The 16,412-nt window shown below is 69.4% G+C and carries 19 protein-coding genes and 2 pseudogenes; 10 read left to right on the forward strand and 11 right to left on the reverse strand.

Annotation, left to right across the window (positions count from 1 at the left end):
- Positions 1 to 43: 43 nt before the first annotated feature.
- Positions 44 to 466 carry a transposase gene (locus DY245_RS31985; protein WP_128510689.1) on the forward strand — a complete coding sequence of 141 codons (423 nt, stop codon included), beginning with the start codon at positions 44 to 46 and terminating at the stop codon, positions 464 to 466.
- A 201-nt stretch (positions 467 to 667) separates the two neighbouring features.
- On the opposite strand, the gene DY245_RS31990 is transcribed toward DY245_RS31985, so the two are convergent.
- The 4 genes from DY245_RS31990 to DY245_RS44825 all read right to left on the reverse strand — a co-directional run bounded on the left by DY245_RS31990 (position 668) and on the right by DY245_RS44825 (position 3,496).
- A complete protein-coding gene (locus DY245_RS31990) occupies positions 668 to 1,090 on the reverse strand; it encodes a lasso peptide biosynthesis B2 protein (protein WP_128510690.1) in 423 nt (140 codons plus the stop codon).
- Positions 1,087 to 1,347, reverse strand: a complete 261-nt coding sequence (locus tag DY245_RS31995; RefSeq protein WP_342354232.1) for a lasso peptide biosynthesis PqqD family chaperone — start codon at positions 1,345 to 1,347, stop codon at positions 1,087 to 1,089. The genes DY245_RS31990 and DY245_RS31995 overlap by 4 nt, the downstream gene beginning before the upstream one ends.
- Positions 1,328 to 3,199, reverse strand: a complete 1,872-nt coding sequence (locus tag DY245_RS32000) for an asparagine synthase-related protein (protein ID WP_128510691.1) — start codon at positions 3,197 to 3,199, stop codon at positions 1,328 to 1,330. The genes DY245_RS31995 and DY245_RS32000 overlap by 20 nt, the downstream gene beginning before the upstream one ends.
- A 156-nt stretch (positions 3,200 to 3,355) precedes the next feature.
- Complete coding sequence (locus tag DY245_RS44825; protein WP_181923967.1) at positions 3,356 to 3,496, reverse strand: lasso RiPP family leader peptide-containing protein; 141 nt, start codon at positions 3,494 to 3,496, stop codon at positions 3,356 to 3,358.
- Positions 3,497 to 4,219: 723 nt separating this feature from the next.
- Here DY245_RS44825 and DY245_RS44830 point away from each other — a divergent pair.
- From DY245_RS44830 to DY245_RS45445, 3 genes are all read left to right on the forward strand, one after another.
- On the forward strand, positions 4,220 to 4,966 hold the full coding sequence (locus DY245_RS44830) for a peptidoglycan-binding protein (RefSeq protein WP_181923968.1): 747 nt from the start codon (positions 4,220 to 4,222) through the stop codon (positions 4,964 to 4,966).
- A 270-nt stretch (positions 4,967 to 5,236) separates the two neighbouring features.
- Positions 5,237 to 5,527 carry a hypothetical protein gene (locus tag DY245_RS32015; protein ID WP_244943400.1) on the forward strand — a complete coding sequence of 97 codons (291 nt, stop codon included), beginning with the start codon at positions 5,237 to 5,239 and terminating at the stop codon, positions 5,525 to 5,527.
- Between the two features lie 311 nt (positions 5,528 to 5,838).
- Positions 5,839 to 6,060 carry an SRPBCC family protein gene (locus DY245_RS45445; RefSeq protein WP_220377973.1) on the forward strand — a complete coding sequence of 74 codons (222 nt, stop codon included), beginning with the start codon at positions 5,839 to 5,841 and terminating at the stop codon, positions 6,058 to 6,060.
- Positions 6,061 to 6,536: 476 nt separating this feature from the next.
- On the opposite strand, the gene DY245_RS32025 is transcribed toward DY245_RS45445, so the two are convergent.
- Positions 6,537 to 6,857, reverse strand: a complete 321-nt coding sequence (locus DY245_RS32025; protein WP_128510693.1) for a GNAT family protein — start codon at positions 6,855 to 6,857, stop codon at positions 6,537 to 6,539.
- Here DY245_RS32025 and DY245_RS32030 point away from each other — a divergent pair.
- Positions 6,835 to 7,304, forward strand: a pseudogene (locus DY245_RS32030) (transposase); the annotation flags it as partial. The gene DY245_RS32025 and the pseudogene DY245_RS32030 sit on opposite strands and share 23 nt — an antisense overlap.
- Positions 7,305 to 7,402: 98 nt before the next feature.
- Here the strand turns inward: DY245_RS32030 and DY245_RS32035 are convergent.
- Together DY245_RS32035 and DY245_RS32040 are read right to left on the reverse strand one after the other, a co-directional pair.
- Positions 7,403 to 8,143, reverse strand: coding sequence for a DUF6333 family protein (locus DY245_RS32035; protein WP_128510694.1), 741 nt, complete (start codon positions 8,141 to 8,143; stop codon positions 7,403 to 7,405).
- A gap of 110 nt (positions 8,144 to 8,253) precedes the next feature.
- A complete protein-coding gene (locus DY245_RS32040; protein WP_128510695.1) occupies positions 8,254 to 9,204 on the reverse strand; it encodes a LysR family transcriptional regulator in 951 nt (316 codons plus the stop codon).
- A gap of 151 nt (positions 9,205 to 9,355) precedes the next feature.
- On the opposite strand from DY245_RS32040, the gene DY245_RS32045 reads away from it, so the two are divergent.
- Positions 9,356 to 10,276, forward strand: a complete 921-nt coding sequence (locus DY245_RS32045) for a zinc-binding dehydrogenase (protein WP_128510696.1) — start codon at positions 9,356 to 9,358, stop codon at positions 10,274 to 10,276.
- A gap of 49 nt (positions 10,277 to 10,325) precedes the next feature.
- On the forward strand, positions 10,326 to 10,763 hold the full coding sequence (locus tag DY245_RS32050; protein ID WP_128510697.1) for a nuclear transport factor 2 family protein: 438 nt from the start codon (positions 10,326 to 10,328) through the stop codon (positions 10,761 to 10,763).
- A gap of 224 nt (positions 10,764 to 10,987) precedes the next feature.
- Here the strand turns inward: DY245_RS32050 and DY245_RS32055 are convergent, their stop codons facing one another.
- The 3 genes from DY245_RS32055 to DY245_RS32065 form a co-directional block, all read right to left on the reverse strand.
- Positions 10,988 to 12,301, reverse strand: coding sequence for an MFS transporter (locus tag DY245_RS32055; protein ID WP_128510698.1), 1,314 nt, complete (start codon positions 12,299 to 12,301; stop codon positions 10,988 to 10,990).
- 181 nt (positions 12,302 to 12,482) lie between these two features.
- Positions 12,483 to 12,689, reverse strand: coding sequence for a hypothetical protein (locus DY245_RS32060; RefSeq protein ID WP_244943401.1), 207 nt, complete (start codon positions 12,687 to 12,689; stop codon positions 12,483 to 12,485).
- The gene (locus DY245_RS32065; RefSeq protein ID WP_128510699.1) at positions 12,686 to 13,063 is read right to left on the reverse strand and encodes a hypothetical protein; all 378 of its coding nucleotides are present in this window, start codon (positions 13,061 to 13,063) and stop codon (positions 12,686 to 12,688) included. The genes DY245_RS32060 and DY245_RS32065 overlap by 4 nt, the downstream gene beginning before the upstream one ends.
- Positions 13,064 to 13,557: 494 nt before the next feature.
- Between DY245_RS32065 and DY245_RS32070 the strand changes: the two genes are divergently transcribed.
- From DY245_RS32070 to DY245_RS32080, 3 genes and pseudogenes are all read left to right on the forward strand, one after another.
- Positions 13,558 to 14,190, forward strand: coding sequence for a GmrSD restriction endonuclease domain-containing protein (locus DY245_RS32070; RefSeq protein WP_128510700.1), 633 nt, complete (start codon positions 13,558 to 13,560; stop codon positions 14,188 to 14,190).
- A 142-nt stretch (positions 14,191 to 14,332) separates the two neighbouring features.
- A pseudogene (locus DY245_RS32075) lies at positions 14,333 to 14,668 on the forward strand (transposase); the annotation flags it as partial.
- Between the two features lie 129 nt (positions 14,669 to 14,797).
- The gene (locus DY245_RS32080; RefSeq protein ID WP_128510701.1) at positions 14,798 to 15,553 is read left to right on the forward strand and encodes a class I SAM-dependent DNA methyltransferase; all 756 of its coding nucleotides are present in this window, start codon (positions 14,798 to 14,800) and stop codon (positions 15,551 to 15,553) included.
- Between the two features lie 42 nt (positions 15,554 to 15,595).
- On the opposite strand, the gene DY245_RS32085 is transcribed toward DY245_RS32080, so the two are convergent.
- Complete coding sequence (locus DY245_RS32085; RefSeq protein ID WP_128510702.1) at positions 15,596 to 16,339, reverse strand: IS5 family transposase; 744 nt, start codon at positions 16,337 to 16,339, stop codon at positions 15,596 to 15,598.
- Between the last annotated feature and the right edge of the window lie 73 nt (positions 16,340 to 16,412).

Below are 16,412 nucleotides of genomic sequence, written 5' to 3' on the forward strand. Positions count from 1 at the left end.
GGTGGTGCCTGGATCGTGTCTTTAAAGATCGTCTGATCGTTGTGTGGATGTGCCGTTGACGGATGCCCAGTGGGCGTGGATCGAGCCATTGCTCCCTGACCGGTCGCCGCGTCGCGGCGGCCGGTGGCGCGATCACCGGCAGGCGATCGACGCGATCGCATGGAAGTACCAGGCCGGCGCGCAATGGCGGCGCCTTCCGCCGGAGTACGGGTCCTGGAAGGGCGTTTACACCCGGCTGCGCAACCGGGCGATCGACGGGACTTGGCAGAAGGTGTTCACCGCGTTGGTGTCCCGAGGAGATACCGGGGGCCAGCTCGATTGGGTGTTGGCCGTGGACTCCACCATCGTTCGCGCTCGGGTGTCGGTGCGGCTGATGTTGAGGCAGGCCGGGTTGCAGCGGGAGTGGTCGGGGTGGACCGGCCGGCGCCGAGGGGGCGGCTGCGGTCCGGGTTGCACAGGGCGGTGAACGCCTCGTGATTGCAGGTCAGGAAGGCTCTGGGGTCTTCCTAGGCATGGAGGCGGGGGTAGCGACCAAGGCCCGCAGCTCGCGCTCGCCGATGTAGGTCCCGGCGTAGCGAAGGGAGAACTCGGCAGCAGCGGCGCGGTAGCGGTCGGCGGCAGGTCAGGTGGCCCTCTCCACCGGCGGCGATTCGCTCGCTGGCCTCGGTCAGCATCGAGTCTGCCGCGGGGGGACGGTGAGCATGGTCCGGTAGGTGGCGGCGTCCTCGGATTCACCGACGCGTTGGCCGTCGGCCTCGACCCAGGCATGGGCGGCGAAGGGCGGTGTGCGCACTCCGGTGCACCAGGTCGGCCATGCGCCGCGCAGACGACACAACAGGGCGGTTGCCAGGGAACGTTGAAGGCAGTATCGGCCGGAGCACAGGACGCTGACGGCTGTTACATCCTGGCGGGCCTGGAGAGTGGTGGTGTAGTCGGCGGGCCCGACTCCACGCCGTGCCACGCGCAGGACGGCTTGCAACCGCTTGGGCGGAAGATGGGCCAGCAGCCGTGCCGCGGCTACCGCCGAGCAGGCGGCGATACGGCGACGTAGCGGAGGCCGAATCCCGTCGGTGTCGAGGACCTGGTTCACCGGGCGTCCGCCGTCAGCCCGGCGCGGGTGAGGTGGTCGATCAGGGCCGCGACGTCGGCCGCGGCACGCTCGCCGGTGACGGGGCGGGCGGCGGCGAGCCTCTCGGAGACCTGTTGAGGGGTGGCACCGCCCAGGAGGGCCCGAAGGACGGTCGCGCCGGTAGCGTTGAGCTGCCAGTAGCGACCGTTGCATTCGTCGAGCAGGACCATGCCGTCCTCGGTGGAACAGCTGGAGACATCAGAGCGCAGCCGTATCAACGGGGTCCTCCTCCTGGGGGTGGCGGGCGGTGAGGTGGGCGGGGACGGGATGGGCCGCCAGGTCGCGCAGCCACGCCTCGGTGCCCAGGGTGTTCTCCAGTTCAGGTGCACCGCCCCCGCTCTGCAGTCCGGGGTTGAGCAGTACACGTCGCAGCTCGTTCTCGTCGGCGATGCCGGCGGCGACCAGGTGCGAGGTGTCAGCCCAGTCGGCGAGCTGGCGGCGGTGGGCCTTCAGTCCGTGGTACCAGTCGGGGCCACAGTGGTCCTTGGTGGTGCGGGCCAGGAGGTACGGGGGGACCAGGCCGTCCATGGCCGCGGCCAGCAACGGCTTGTAGGACCGGGGACCGCCCGCCTCCTCGGGCCGGACCGCCAGGCAGGCGTTCATCACCGAGTCGTCGCAGAACGGGCTGTCCACCGGCAGGTCCATCGAGGTTTCGGCGTCGTGGAGCAGTCCTGCGATCCGTCCGGCTTCGCGCATCTGGTGGATCCAGGCGTGCTGGCCGAAGTCGGCTGCCAATGGCCGTGTCTGGCCGGCGGCGGAGAGCAACAGCGCAGCGAGCTGGTCAGCGGCCTGCTCGCTCGCCCACACGGGAAGCACTGGCCGCGCCCCCCACGTCTGGGGCTCGGTCGCGTCCACTACGGGCTTCCGTAACCGGGCTCCGGCCGTGGTGAGCCAGGACGGGTAGGGGGCCGCGCCCAGCAACATGCGCGCCGTTGCCCCGAGCGGCCACCGCGAGCGCGCCTTGAAACCCGCCGCATGCCGCAGTGCCGTGCGCGGACTGCGGCGTAGCAGGGCGTGGACGTAGGCGGAGGGGGGCACCACCGTGTGGTCGCCACCGTATCCCGAGAGACGGAGCACGGCTCCCCGGGCACGCATCTCGCGGGCCGTATGCTGCCGCCGGGCCAGGTCGCGCAGCGTCGCCGCGGGCTCCTGCCCGGGATCGCGCCGCTCGTCCAGACCGGTGAAGCAGGCGGGCAGTTCGGCCGAGGGGAAGACCAGGGCTTCGACGCGGGGCAGGTGCTTCGCCGCGTACGCGGCGTAGTGGTGGTCCTGGTTGCCAGGCGCTTTCCAGTGCAGGGTCGAGGTGACCAGCGACGCTCCGGCCTCAGCGGCCAGGAAGCACAGAGAGGTCGAGTCCATGCCACCGGACAGATCTGCTCCGAGCACCTGCCCGGGACGCACACGCAGTGCCACCGCATCGCGCAGGACCTCGCGTAGGCGCAATGCCCCTTCGGCGAGGGGAAGTTCAGCAGGCGGTGGCTGCCACCACGCGGCCGTACGACAGGCCCCGTCGGGCTCCAGGTTCAGTGCCTCGCCCGGCGGGACGGTCTCCACTCCGGTCCACATCGCGGCGTCGGCCAGTGGGTGCGGCAGATGCGGGGCGGCGAGGCGAGCGGAGAGCTGGGCGATGTCCGGTTCGTTGCCCGTGAGCCAGGCCAGCGTGCTCGCCCGGTCCGCGCACACTGTCACCCCTGCTACTGCCGCCCGGTAGAGGCGGCGGGCCCCGGAGGCACTACCGCGTACATATCCACGCCCGTTCAGCGACGCGGCCACATGAAAACTGCCCTGCACGCCGTGCAGCGCCGCCTCCAGGTCCGCGACCATACCCACGCTCTTCAGCCGAGTCATCAGATCGGCGGCGGTGGTCGAGGACGTACCAACGACGGCCAGCAGCCGCTCACCCGCCGACACCGTGGCCATCTCCTCCGCCGCCCACGAACCCAGCAGCCAGGCCCGCCCCGACGGATACAACACTGCCCCGGTGGCCCGCTCCCGCAGCCGCGCTGACAAGCCCGACGGCAACGGCCGGTCCGGGAGCACCACAAACCAGCATGCCGGCGAAACACTCACCACGCAGTCAACCCCTCCGATACAAGACACCCGCCCGAACTTCGCTCGCCACAACGAACACCGCTCCCCGGCGGCCCTCAAAAGACGGGACCGCCGGGGAGCGACGGGGCCGGCCTGCACTGCACGAGGGCCACGCAGGGGCAGCCGTACATCAGGTCAGGCCAAGAACCAGAAGCCGCCGCCCTCGGGCCAGTTGCCGAAATTGCCGCCCTGGGTGAGATCGGCGAAGTCCCCGGCCTCGACCAGCACCGGGGCCTCGTACACGTCATCGGTCTCGATGTTCAGCGTCTCGATCAAGGTAAGTGCCCTCCAGATCAGCGCGGGTGGACGATCCCCCTTACCCACAGTGACCCACAGGCCAGACCCGCCACGCCATAGCGCCCTAAGATATCCACCCATTCGGAGTACACCGAGCCATCCAAACCTCAACTACGAGTTAAAGTGGCGCACTTGTTAAAGTGACGCACTTGATAAATGCGCCCCCTGCCCCTGCCACGCCCGGCTGATCCGGCCTTCCCCTTCCGCCCTGATGCTCGATGAGGCTGTGGTTGCGCGCCGCCGCGGCCGTAATCTGCGCCCACTCCTCCCGAGCGCGAGTACGGGTACAGGTGCGGGTACAGGTGCCGTACCCCAACAGCCCACGGAAGAACGGTCATTGGCCTGATCGCCTTCCCCCGTACCGCCGTCAACCCCCCACTCAACCCCCACTCAACCCCTGATCTACGGCTTCCGGGATTTCCGGGGCTTCTGGGACGACTGGCTCACCGCTTCCACGCTCGTACTGCCGCTCACTCTGGCGTGCTTCTACACCCTCACCATCCCGGCGGCCCTGGCCGTCTCCGCCGTCCTGCAGGCAGCCTCGGATTGCCGAACGCCCAGGGAGTGGTTCCATGGAATTAGGTGTTGTGTTACGGCGCGGGCCCGAGGGCTGGAGACGCCGTCGAGCCGCGGTACCCGGGGCGCGCGGCGTCCGAAATCTGGCCGATCGTGCCCGCGAGCATCTCGGCAAAGGAGGCGACCATGACGCGCACGATGTTCGACGCGGTCACGCCCAGCAAAATCCCGTCCACCGCGACGATGGTGGCTGGGTACGCCGATGGCAAGTTCGCCAACATGAACAAGATGGCGGCGCGGTTCCCGCACGCGAAGCGGGTGTCGATCGCGATCAGCCGCAAGACCAGGGCGCAGGTCCTGGACGTGGAGCCCGGCTGTGCCGATCCGGACGGCGCGGTCTTCTGGTGCACCCACACCATGGCCGACACACCCAACAAGGAGCTGACCGTCTACTGCAACACCTCCACATTGCCCACGGTGCGTGAGAAGTTTCGCCGGAGCGGGGTCACCGAGCCGAACTACTGGGTGGCGCATTTCGACGGCGTGGCCCAGATCCCGGGCGGCGCCATCGCCAAGCAGTTCGAGAACACCCCTGGATTTGACAGGTCGGTCGTGGCGGATTTCTGGCCCGGCGTGGACGGGCCGAGCACCGAGCACGGGGAGCAGCCGACGACCAAGCCGCAGTTCGAGCCGTTCCCCGGTGCGTCGTTCTTCCACACCGGACAGAAATCGCCGATCATCGCCGCGATGCACAAGCGGCTCGTCGCCGAAGGCTGCGATCGATACGAGTCCACCAGTAACACCGACGTGTGGGGCTCGGGCGATGTGAAGTCCTACGCCGCCTGGCAGCACAAACTCCACTTCTCGGGCAGTGATGCCGACGGCGTCCCCGGCAAGTCCAGTTGGGACCGGCTGCGCGTCCCCAACGTCTGACTGACCTCGCCTGAAGAGCGGGCGAAGGCGTCCTTGTTCCCGCGGCTCACAGCCCATGCCGGGCGAGGAACATCTCCACCAACCCCAGCCATTCCTCAGGTCGTTCGGCCACAAGCCTGGTCCCCAGCTACCCGCCTCCACCCCCGTAACCCAATTCACTCCAAGTTTCAACTTTCTCGCGTGTCTCCCTTGCGGCCGCCGACCCCGCGAAGGATCCTCGTGTGCACGGCGTTCGGGGGAGCGGCGGACGGATGAGCACCGGGGGATGGCGTGCTACGAGTGCACTTCGCCGCGCAGGATCTGCTCCGTACGAGAGTGGCCGACGGGGCCGACCCGCTCTGGGAGACCGTGCTGAGCCTGCACAGCCTGCGCGAGGGCCGGGCCGAGCCGGCGCTCGCCGCCTGGCGGCAGCATGCGGTGCGGCACGGTCCCGGACCGTTGCGCACCTTGCTCCCGTTGGTGCCGCAGCACGGCTACTTCCCGGACTTTCTCACCCCGTTCGAGGCCTCGAACGGGGTCGCGCCCGGCCTGGAGGCCGTGATGAGCACCCCACGGAAGTAGCTGCGCGCCGAGCTGACCCTGCTGGCCGGCGGTCCCTGAGGCGCGGCACGAGACCTTCATGGTCGAAGTGCATCTGGCCGCGCCTCCGGGCGCGGTCTTCGAAGCCTTCGCCGACACACCGGTCCGGCGCCAGTGGTTCAGACTGCCCGGTCGCCAAGTGTCGTACCACCACGACTTCAACGGTGAACGGAGGGGAGACGGCGTCCAGCGTCTTCACGGTTCCAGGAGCACCCCCGGAACGGCTCGCCTACGAAGCCCGGTACCTCGACCTCACGTCGGGGTCGAGGATCGTGTACGCGTACACCTCCCGCGTGGACGACGTGCCGCGCTGGACCTCACTGGTGACCGTCGAACTGCATCCAGAGGCCGACGGCACCCACCTGAGGTGGACCGAGCAAGCAGCCTTCCTCACCCCTTCCGCGGAGCCCGAGCACGACTTCCCCCACCTGCGCGGCGCCACCCGCTTGCGGTTGAACGGCCTCGCGGCGGCTTTGCGGGGGCGTGTTCCCTGTACAGAGCGGAACCATCAGTGACCTGCGTCAGAGATTCGTCGGCTGTATGTGGCCTCTTTGTCGTGGATCTCGTCGTGCGCTCAGGCGCGGGGTTGGGCCGTTTTGTGGTGCGGGCCTTGTCGAAACAAAGCCGTAGTCGCCCTCGCCTGCCTCAGGATCTGGCTCTCCTGACATTGCGGACACGACCTACGGCGACTGCGCGCGGGGCCGGGCAGGAACATCGGGCCCGGCCCCGCCGCGTGTCGCGCACCTCGACGCCCATATGTTCCCGCCGTCGGCGCGATACGTACTCGATGTAAAGGGGGGCCAGGATGCTGCGGCAGTGATCGACTGCGAGGATCCGTGAGTCCGGCGGGTCGTACTGGTGGTGTCCCCCCTTCGAAATGTGGCGCGCGGAGCTCGCACAATAGGGACGACCTTTTGGGGCGGTGCCTCCCTTTCGGTGCCTGACCGCTGCTGGTGCCCGCTGATCGGCGGTACGGCCGTCTGCTGGCGGGTCAGCTGACCCAGATGCCGTCGGATGAGAGCCGGCGTGCGAGGCGCCCGCCCGCGTCGCTGATCGGGCTGGACCAGGACACGTCGGCGACCTGGCACCCGAAGCCGTCGGCGAGTGTCTGCACGAGCGTGGCGCCGACGCGCTGGCGCCGGTAGGCATCCGCCACCCAGATCAGGATGATGCGCGGGCGCAGGGCGTCGTCCTGGTCGCCGTACCGCGACCCGTCGATCAGATCCCAGCGGCGGTGCTGGCTGATGTCGGGGGCGGCCAGGTAGCCGATGACGTACCCGTTCGCCTTCAGGCTCTTGGCTCGGCGAGTCATGCACCTCACCGAAGAGATCGCCGACCTCACGGCCCGGGTCACCACCGCGATCGACGCTTGCGCACCCAAGCTGTTGAACATCTACGGAGTCGGCCCGGACACTGCCGCCGCGCTGCTGACGGCTGCCGGCGACAACCCCGGCCGGCTGGGCAGCGAAGCGTCCTTTGCCGCCCTCTGCGGCGTCAGTCCTGTGAGGCGTCCTCAGGCAAGACCCACCGCCGCAGGCTCAACCGCGGCGGCTACCGCCAGGCCAACTCCGCGCTCTACACCATCGTGCTGGCCCGCCTGCGCTGGGACACCCGTACCCGCAGCTACGTGGAACGACGCGTCACAGAAGGCAAGACACGCCGTGAAGTCATCCGTTGCCTCAAACGCTACGTCGCCCGGGAGATCTACCAGGCCATCATCCCGGACAGAAACAACTCACCACTAACAGTGGTCAGTTGACATCCATAGGGGCGTCAAGAGAGCGTACGTATTTCAAGGCACTGTCACCGTCGCAGCGATACATCTGTGGCTACGAACGTGACCCACCGGACAAATCCCTAGCGCGTCCACATCCACATCTCCTCCATCATCGAGGTGTAGTCCTCGGTGTGGCGGACGCGGAAGACGGACATCTCAAGCCCGTTTCGAAGCCTGCGGCCACAGTGTTCAAGGACCAGTCCTCCCAGAGCCCCCCAGTTGGTGAGGTGGGGTTCTTCGTCCAGGTAGAGGTCTTCGCGGTCTTCATCAGTCAGATCGGCCAGGTCGATGCCGAGAGCGTTCAGGATGGTGTGGGGGTCGCCGTCGACGTGCCACGGGGTTTCGTAAGCGGGGAACCCGGATGCAAAGAGCGTCAGACCGTCGGGAAGACAGATCACGTCCTCCGTGTGCGTCTCGCCGAAGTCGGGCGCAGCGGACCCCACGATCAGGGCACTGGGGTAGCGCTCGTGGAGGGCTGTGACCTCATTCAGGACCGGAGTCATGCCGGCGTCGTAAGTGGCGAGGGCCGGATCGGATATGCAGGTCACGTTGCCCCAGCAGCCGATGGTGATCAGACCCAGGTCTGAGAGCGTCTCCGCATGCAGAGCCTCGGACGCAGGCATGGGAGGAAGTTCTTCCAGCACCGCGTCGACCGTAGGGAAGGCTTCAACGAACGCGCGTGCCCGCCCGTGGTCGTGAGGCGACAACTCGGCGGTGCTCTCGGGCAGCGGCGGGTCCAGGAGGGTGATGATGTATTCGTCGGAGTTCGAACTGCGGACGGCTGTCTCGGGCGGGTGCGTCCAGAAAGAGATGTCGGTCATGACAGGCACCGTAGCGACGACGACTGACACCGGTGCGAGCCCTGTCCATTGACGTCGCGTCCCGTGCTTGTTCCTCCGGTGCGAGCCGGGCAGGAACCATCGGACAAGCCTTAGTCAACCGCGAGCTTCGCGTGGTCGGTGTCCGGGAGCCAGTCGCGCTGGGGGGCGTAGTCGAGCCAGCGCCGGGAGCGGCCGGTTTCGGTGAAGCCGCGCAGCAGGGTGTCGAGCTGCGGATGGCGGGCGGATTCGCGCCAGGCCAGCGACCAGGCGTACAGCGGGGTCGGTTCGACGAGCGGGATGGCGCGCAGGCCCGCGTGGTCGGGGAGCGGCGCGTCGGCGGGGAAGAGGGTGAAGCTCCCGGCGTCGCCGCGAAGGTGCTGGACGAGGTGGTCCAGGCCCAGGTTGGGGCCGTCCTGCCGTCGGGTGAGGGCGAAGTGGTCGGCGAAGCGGCGGAGAAAGTCCAGGCGGCTCAGTTCGGCCGGGCACCACAGGGTGCTGCCGCGCAGGTCGGCCGGGCGCAGCGCGTTCGCGCCGGCCAGCGGATGGGACGGGCCGACCAGCGCGTCGACGGGCTCCAGCCGCACCAGCCGCTGAGTGAGGCCCGCATCGCGGCCGTCGGGTAGCGGGTGCACCCGGCCGAAGCCCAGGTCGCTCTCGCCGCGCAGCAACGCCTGCGCGACCGAGGGCCAGTCGCGTCCCGGGCCGGGCTCCAGCCGCACCGGCCCGAGCGCCTGCACGGCCTGGGCGACGGTGCGCATCGGAGCGTAGAGGTGCCCCCAGGTGTCGATCCGTACGACCGAACCGGCGCCGCCCACGGCCGCGATCGCGCGCTCGCCCGCCGCCAGCGCCTCATGCGCGGCCGGCAGAAACCGTTCGCCCGCCTCGGTCAGCCGGACGCCGCCCTCGCGCTCGAACAGCCGGGCTGCCACCAGCTCCTCCAGCCGTGCGATGCGCTTGGACAGCGCCTGCTGACTGGTGTTCAGCTCTTCGGCCGCGCGTCCGAAATGCAGCGTCCCGGCGGTCGTGGTGAACGTGCGGACCAGGGCGAGGTCAAGATCCATGCCGCTGACCTTATGCGACAACCGCACGTTGTCGGCCGGGCGACTTCGTTGTTGGCCGGGCCGCCCCGCCACCCGGTCAGATGGTCCTCGACGCCGCACCAGGCGCCGCACCGGGGGAGGGCCCCGGAGGCCAACGAGGAGGGGAACCACGATGAAGGCCCTGATACCGACAGGAGATCCCGCCGAGCCGGTCGTGCTCGCCGACGTCCCCGAGCCGACCCCACGCCCCCATGAGGCGCTGGTTAAGGTCGAGGCGTTCTCGGTCAACCGGGGCGAGACGTTCAAGTTGGAGAAGCCCGTGCCCGGCGAGCGCCCCGGCAAGGACATCGCCGGGCTGGTGGTGCAGCCGGCCGCCGACGGAAGCGGACCGGCCGGGATCACCCGGGTCGTGGGCCACCCCATGGCGGGCGGCTGGGCGGAATACGTGGCGGTGCCGACGGACTCCCTCGCGGAACTACCGGACGGCGTCTCCGTGCTCCAGGGCGCGGCGTTGCCGCTGGCCGGGCTCACCGCATTGCGGCTGCTGCGCGCCGCGGGGCCCGTGCCGGGCCGCCGGGTCCTGCTGACCGGTGCGTCCGGCGGTGTGGGCCACTACGTGACGGAGCTTGCGGCCGCGGCGGGCGCACAGGTCACCGCCGTCACCCGGGACGCCGAACGAGGCGCCCGGCTGGCCGGACTCGGCGCCGCCGAAATCGTCCACGACGTCGCCGACGCCCGCGGCCCCTACGACGTCGTGCTGGAGTCGACCGGCGGCCCGGCCCTCCCGCTCGCACTGGCGCGGCTCGCCAGGCGCGGCACGCTCATCTGGTTCGGCCAGGCCAGCCGTACCCCTGCCACGCTCGACTTCTTCGACTTCTTCAGCGGCCCTGAGTCGGCCGTCATCCGCCATTTCCACTACCTCGACGCGGACTCCCGCCTCGACGACGACCTGGCGGCGCTGGTCCGGCTGACCGACGAGGGCCGTCTGCACCCGGAGATCGGCCGCGTCGCGGACTGGGCTGCCACCGCGACAACCCTGACCGACCTGCGCGACCGCCGCATCCGCGGGAAGGCCGTCCTCACCCTGTCCTGAACCCGTCCCTCGACCGGAAACCCCGCAGACCACACCAAGGAGCACGACCATGAGCAGCACCCCCGCCCCCCGGACCGTCGTCATCCGCTACGTCGAGGCCGTACGCGACGGCGACGCCGACGTGATCCACGACAGCTTCGCCGAGGACGCGACCTGGCACTACCCCGGCAGCCTGCCGGTCTCCAAGGTGTGGCACGGCCGCGACGCGATCATCAACGACTTCCTCGGTGGCATGGGGCCCGCCTTCGTCCCCGGCAGCCTGGAAATAGCCCTGGTCAGCACCCTCGCCGAGGGCGACCGCGTGGTCGCCGAATGGACCTCCAGGGCCACGACCGTGCACGGCAGCATCTACGACAACCGCTGCCTCGGCATCTTCACCGTCCGCGACGGCAAGATCACCTCCGTCATCGAATACGCCGACACCCACCACGTCGCCGCCACCCTCTTCCCGGACCACGACACCCCCCGGCCCGTCGGCGACGCGTAAGCCGCTCACCGCCGGATGGCCGGGATGCCGGCAGGCACTGCGGGGTCCGGCTGCCCGGGAAGTGGCTTTCAACGGGCGTGGCCTGCGGGGTGCCGGGTTCCGGGCCGGGCGCTCGTGGCCGCATGGCCGAGAGGACGCACCGACTGTGAGCGGTGCGGGGAAGCCGCCGTCCCGTGCGGCAATGGGCGTCACCGTGCGTCGGCCGCCGGACTGTTGCTCTCCCGTCACCCGGCCATGCGGTCCGGCACCATGGCTGTCGGCCGGACGGCCGGAGTCGGCGGAGCGGCGGGGAGCCGGAGGGCCGCCGCCCCTGAGGTTGCCAAGGCACAAGCGATCACGACGTAGACCGCCCGGTAGTCGCCGGTGACATCGGCGAGGCGTCCGGTCACCAAGGGGCCGGCGAAGCCGGCGATATTGCCGAGCGCGTTGATCCCGGCGATGGCGGTCGCCGCGTGGCGGCCGCCCAGGGCGCCGGTGCACCGGTTCCAGAAGGCGGGTGCCGCGGCCAGGCCCCCGGCGACCACCACGGTGAGGGCGGCCAGGGTGAGCAGGGGCAGATGGGAGATTGCGGCCACAGTGGCGGCGAGCGCGGCGGCCGCGACGGGCATGGCGATGAGCGATGCCCGGCGGTCCTTCCGGTCGCCGTGGCGGCTCCAGACGAGCATGACGGGCGCCCCGACGACGTACGGGAGGGCGGCGAGCACGGACACACCGAAGGTGTCCACGCCGGGGAAGAGACCGGCGAGGGCCTGCGGAAGGAAGAAGTGCAGCGAGTAGGCGGCGAAGCACACTCCCGCGTGCACCAGCCCGAAGTGCGCGACGCGGCCGAACACGGCGCGGTCCCCGACGGCGGGTGGCGCGTCCTTGGCCAGCTCGGCGGCCAGGGACTGCCGTTGACCGGCCGTCAGCCAGGCTGCCTGGCGTGGCGAGTCCGGCAGCAGGCGCAGTGCGGCGATCCCGAGTACGACGGCGGGGGCCGCCTCGACGAGGAACATCGCCCGCCAGCCGCTGAGGCCGAGGAGGCGGGAGTGCTCGACCAGCAGGCCGGAGAATGGCAGGCCGACGGCGGTGGCGAGCGGAATAGCCAGCAGGAACAGGGACAGAGCGCGGGTCCGCTCGCGGGCGGGGAACCAGGCGGTCAGGTAGGCGACGACACCGGGGAAGAAGCCTGCCTCGGCCAGTCCAAGGGAAAACCGAGCCAGGTACAGGCCGCGGGCGTCGGTGACGAACGCGGTGGCGGCCGAGCACAGACCCCACGCGGTGACCACACCTGCCAGCCAGCGGCGGGCGCCGAACCGGCCCAGGGCCGCGGCCGCCGGGACGTGGAAGATGACATACCCGACGAAGAAGATCCCCGCGGCCGTACCGTAGGCGGTGGCACTCAGATGCAGCTCGGCGTTCATGGCCAGCGCGGCGACGCCGATGTTGGCGCGGTCCAGGAAATTGACCACGTACAGCACGAACAGCAGCGGCAGCAGCCTCCTCGCCACCGTGTGCACCGCCTGCCGGCCGACCGCCCCGTCCGCGCTCGCTGCCATCGGTCGCCGCCTCCGCTCCTTGCGTCACCTGGTGCCGCGTTCCGTCTGTCGCTTACGTCCAACGACAGGAGCGGGTGCCGGGTGTGCGTTGCGAGGAGCGCAGGGTTCTCGGCAACCCGAACGGGTTGCGGGGGTGCCTCGTTCGGCCCAGCACGGTCTCCTGCAACGAGGGGCGCCGGCGCTAGTGCAACGTGCGCCCCGGCAATGAGACGGTCTTCCAACTGCGGGCGACCCACCCGGCCGCGAGCGTGGGCAGCGGATCTGCCTCGCCGTAGACGGTGACGAGGAAGTCGTACAGCTTCCGCGCGTGGTCGGGCCACTGGTCGCGCGGGTCGCGGTGCAGGGTGGCGAGCGTCGCCCGCGGGGAGCGGGCCAGCGCGGTGGTCACCGGCGCTCCCCCGTCGGGGGGGATTCGACCGGAGCGAGTCTCCATGTCTCGCGGTCGAACTCCGGGCGGTAGCCGGGGTGATCCTGCCACTCCCAGGCGATGCCGCGCAGCCGGCTCCAGGCCACGCACACCGCGAACTCGGTGCGGAGGCGTTCGAAGGGATCGGACGTCTGAGCACACCGCTCGAAGTGGACGCGGGCGGAGGCGAGGCCGAGGACCTGGTGGTGCAGGCCGCGCAGCGCGCGGGAGGTGTCGTCGAAGCTGGGCCCACGGCCGGAGGCGAGCGGCTCGACCCGGGCCCGGACGAAGTCGGCGAGGCGGAGGAAGACGTCCAGCGTGAGCGCCGGCTGCTCAGCTTGCTCCGATCCGGGCACAGCGGATGATTCACCTGTTTTCAGGGCCTTCTGATCCCGCGTCAGCGTCAGCATGCGCACAGCCGCGGGGTGAGGAAGGCGAGCCGGTGCGGACCGGCTACCTCACAAGTGAAGGAGACCGTATCGGGTCGGTGTTGGTGCGTTGGGTCGGGCCGTGGGGGAGAGGAGGCCGCGAGAAGAAGCCCGCGAACCGTTACGCATCAGGCCACGGTTCGCGGGCTTGTCCAAGCCCTCGTCCGGCCGCTGACACCGTAGCCGCGCCGGACCGGCCGGCCCGCGCCGCAGACCACTGGCCCGGTGCCGTACTTGGAGGCGACCCGAGTATGCCGGGGGAGGGGATCCCGGCCGAGCGCGCGGTGGGCTGTGCGATCGTCCAATGCATAGGTAATGAGTGGGGAATGGTGTTGTCATGTTCAGTCAACGCGCGTAGCGCCCGGGACGGGCCCGCGGTTTGCTGAAGTGTCTCTCCAACCCCCACACTTCTGGAGACCTTCATGCGCCGTGCCGTCCTAGGTTCCTCCGCCGCAGCTCTCGCCTTCGTCGGCCTGGCCGCAGCTCCCGCACTCGCCGAACCGCCCGCCCCGCCCAGCCAGTCGACTGCCCGGACCGAACTCGCCGCCCTCACCGTCGCCACCCCGCACTCCATGGACGGCTACGCCCGCAACAAGTTCGAGATATGGGCCAAGCAGCCCGACGGCTGTACCACCCGCCAGGACGTCCTCGCCCGCGACGGCAAAGACGTCGTCGACGAGTCCGGCAAGTGCCAGCCGGCAAGCGGAAAGTGGTACTCCGTCTACGACGACACCACCGTCACCAACGTCGCCCAGGCCACCATCGACCATCTGGTCCCCCTCGCCGAAGCCTGGCGCTCCGGTGCCAACACCTGGACCGCGGACCAGCGCAAAGCCTTCGGCAACGACCTCAAAGACCCCCAGCTCGTCGTCGCCTCCGAGTCCTCCAACAGCTCCAAGAGTGACAGCGGCCCGGCCGACTGGAAGCCGACCAACCATGCCTTCTGGTGCACCTACGCCGAGGACTACACCCACGTGAAGTCCGTCTTCAAACTCACCACCACCGACAGCGAGAAGTCAGCCCTGGCCTCCATGCTCGACACCTGCACCAACTAACCCGCGCGGAACGCGCCTGCGCGTTTTGGTTGGCATGCGCGAGGCACACGCACTGCAGTCCCCGGCTGGCTACCCCCGTCCAGCCGGGGACTGGTGCCTTCGGCGTCGGATGGCTCAAGCCGGTGCCGTTCCTGCGGACCGTGACAACTACGCCACCCACAAGACACCGGCCATCAAACAGTGGCTGCTAGCCCACCCCCGCTTCCACCTGCACTTCACGCCGACGGGATCGTCCTGGCTGAACTTGGTGGAGCGGTGGTTCGCCGAGCTCACGCAGAAGAAACTCCGTCGCGGCGTCCACCGCTCCGTCCAGGCCCTCGAACGCGACATCCGATCATGGCTTGCCAACTGGAACGAACACCCGCGACCGTGCGTCTGGACCAAGACCGCCGACGAAATCCTCGACAAGGTCGCCGCCTACTGCCACCGAATCTCCGACTCAGGTCACCAGGAGCTGTCCGGACGATCACGTGACTGACGCGGCGCTCGCTCGTCGTACCGCGAGCGGTCGTGATCAACCGAGAGGCATGCATGCCTCTTCCGGGTTGCCCGCCAGCGTCACCAAAACTATCTGCGCCCTGGCCTGACGCTGGGGTACGGTCCGCCGGTGATCGATGAAGACGGGTACTTCGGAAACCGTGTAGCAGAGCGCTACGACCAGTCCTCAAGTCCTCAGTTCCAGAAGGACGTTGTCGAGCAGACCGTGGACCTTCTCGCGGAGTTCGCTGGTGCCGGAAGGGCACTGGAGCTGGGGATCGGCACAGGCCGCATCGCGCTGCCGCTCGCACGCCGGGGCGTTCCAGTCCACGGGATCGAGCTGTCGCGAGCGATGGTGGCCCGTATGCGCGCTAAGCCTGGGGGCGAGCGGATTGGTGTCTCGATCGGCGACTTCGCCACCACTACGGTGGACACGAAGACAGACGGACCCTTCTCTCTCGCCTACCTGGTCTTCAACACGATCATGAATCTGACCAGCCAGGAGGCCCAGGTCGCCTGCTTCCGCAACGTTGCCGAGCACCTCGCGCCCGGAGGTTGCTTCGTCATCGAGGTGATGGTTCCGGAACTGCGCAAGATCCCGGCGGGGCAGAACATCGTCCCGTTCCACACCAGTCCGACCGGGTGGGCCTACACCGTCTACGACACTGTCACCCAGGACGCGACCTGCCACTACATCGAGGTGTCGCAGGATGGCCGCGGCGAGGCCCGCACGGTGCCCTTCCGTTACGTTTGGCCCGCCGAGCTGGACCTCATGGCGCAGCTCGCCGGCCTGCGCCTGCGCGACCGCTGGGACGGCTGGACGCGCAAGCCCTTCACCGAGGACAGCACCCAGCACGTCTCGGTCTGGGAGAAGCCGACCAGCTGACGGTGCACAGTCGCGAGTACCACGAAGCTCGGGACCGACCGATTATGTGCGGAGCCGGATCACGACGGCTGCCACTGTGACGGTTCCGAGAAAGGCGTAGCCGCGCTTGTCGTATCGGGTTACCACGGCGCGGGAGTTCTTCAGCCTGTTGACGGCACGTTCGACGGTATTGCGCTTCTTGTGCCGCTCCTCGTTGAAGCCCGGCGGTCGTCCGCCGCGTGAGCCTCTGCGCAGGCGGGCGGCCTGGCTGTCGGTCTTCTCAGGGATGGTGTGCCGGATGCCCCGCCGCCGCAGGTACTCGCGGCAAGGGCCGTTGCTGTAGCCCTTGTCGGCCGCGACGCTGTCGGGCTTCTTACGGGGTCTGCCCGGGCCAAGGCGGCGGACCCGGATCTTCTCCAGCACCGGCACGAAGTGGGTGCAGTCTGCCCGCTGACCTGCGGTGACGAACAGAGGCAGCGGGCGGCAGCGTCCGTCGGCACTCAGGTGAATCTTGCTGGTGAAGCCGCCGCGCGAGCGGCCCGGGCCCTCACCTCCCGCACCACCTCCACCAGCTGGCCGACCAGGCTCTGCCACGGAGACTCGTCTTGATGTTCTGCCGCCTCGCCCCCCTTGACCCGGCGGGCAGCGGCGGCGGGTCTGGACGGGCACCGGCCGCGTGCTGCTGCGCGCACGATAGTGGGAACCGGCCGAGAGCCTGCCCGTACCGTCCTCAGCCTCGCTCAGATCAGACGCCTGATCACCCGCCTCACCGCCCGACAACCCACACCCGTCGACCACATCCTGCACTGGTCACGCGGGCGCCGAAAGCGACAACACCAGGCCCGCATCAGTCACTACACACGACGCGGACACAGCCCAC

This window comes from Streptomyces inhibens, assembly GCF_003389455.1.
Taxonomy (GTDB): domain Bacteria; phylum Actinomycetota; class Actinomycetes; order Streptomycetales; family Streptomycetaceae; genus Streptomyces; species Streptomyces inhibens.

Excerpts from the sequence above, each read along its gene's own strand:
- DY245_RS44830 (WP_181923968.1), top strand. The coding sequence starts at position 4,220 with ATGACGCGCACGATGTTCGACGCGGTCACGCCCAGCAAAATCCCGTCC.
- DY245_RS32025 (WP_128510693.1), bottom strand. The coding sequence starts at position 6,857 with ATGACTCGCCGAGCCAAGAGCCTGAAGGCGAACGGGTACGTCATCGGC.
- DY245_RS32035 (WP_128510694.1), bottom strand. The coding sequence starts at position 8,143 with ATGACCGACATCTCTTTCTGGACGCACCCGCCCGAGACAGCCGTCCGC.
- DY245_RS32040 (WP_128510695.1), bottom strand. The coding sequence starts at position 9,204 with ATGGATCTTGACCTCGCCCTGGTCCGCACGTTCACCACGACCGCCGGG.
- DY245_RS32045 (WP_128510696.1), top strand. The coding sequence starts at position 9,356 with ATGAAGGCCCTGATACCGACAGGAGATCCCGCCGAGCCGGTCGTGCTC.
- DY245_RS32050 (WP_128510697.1), top strand. The coding sequence starts at position 10,326 with ATGAGCAGCACCCCCGCCCCCCGGACCGTCGTCATCCGCTACGTCGAG.
- DY245_RS32055 (WP_128510698.1), bottom strand. The coding sequence starts at position 12,301 with ATGGCAGCGAGCGCGGACGGGGCGGTCGGCCGGCAGGCGGTGCACACG.
- DY245_RS32070 (WP_128510700.1), top strand. The coding sequence starts at position 13,558 with ATGCGCCGTGCCGTCCTAGGTTCCTCCGCCGCAGCTCTCGCCTTCGTC.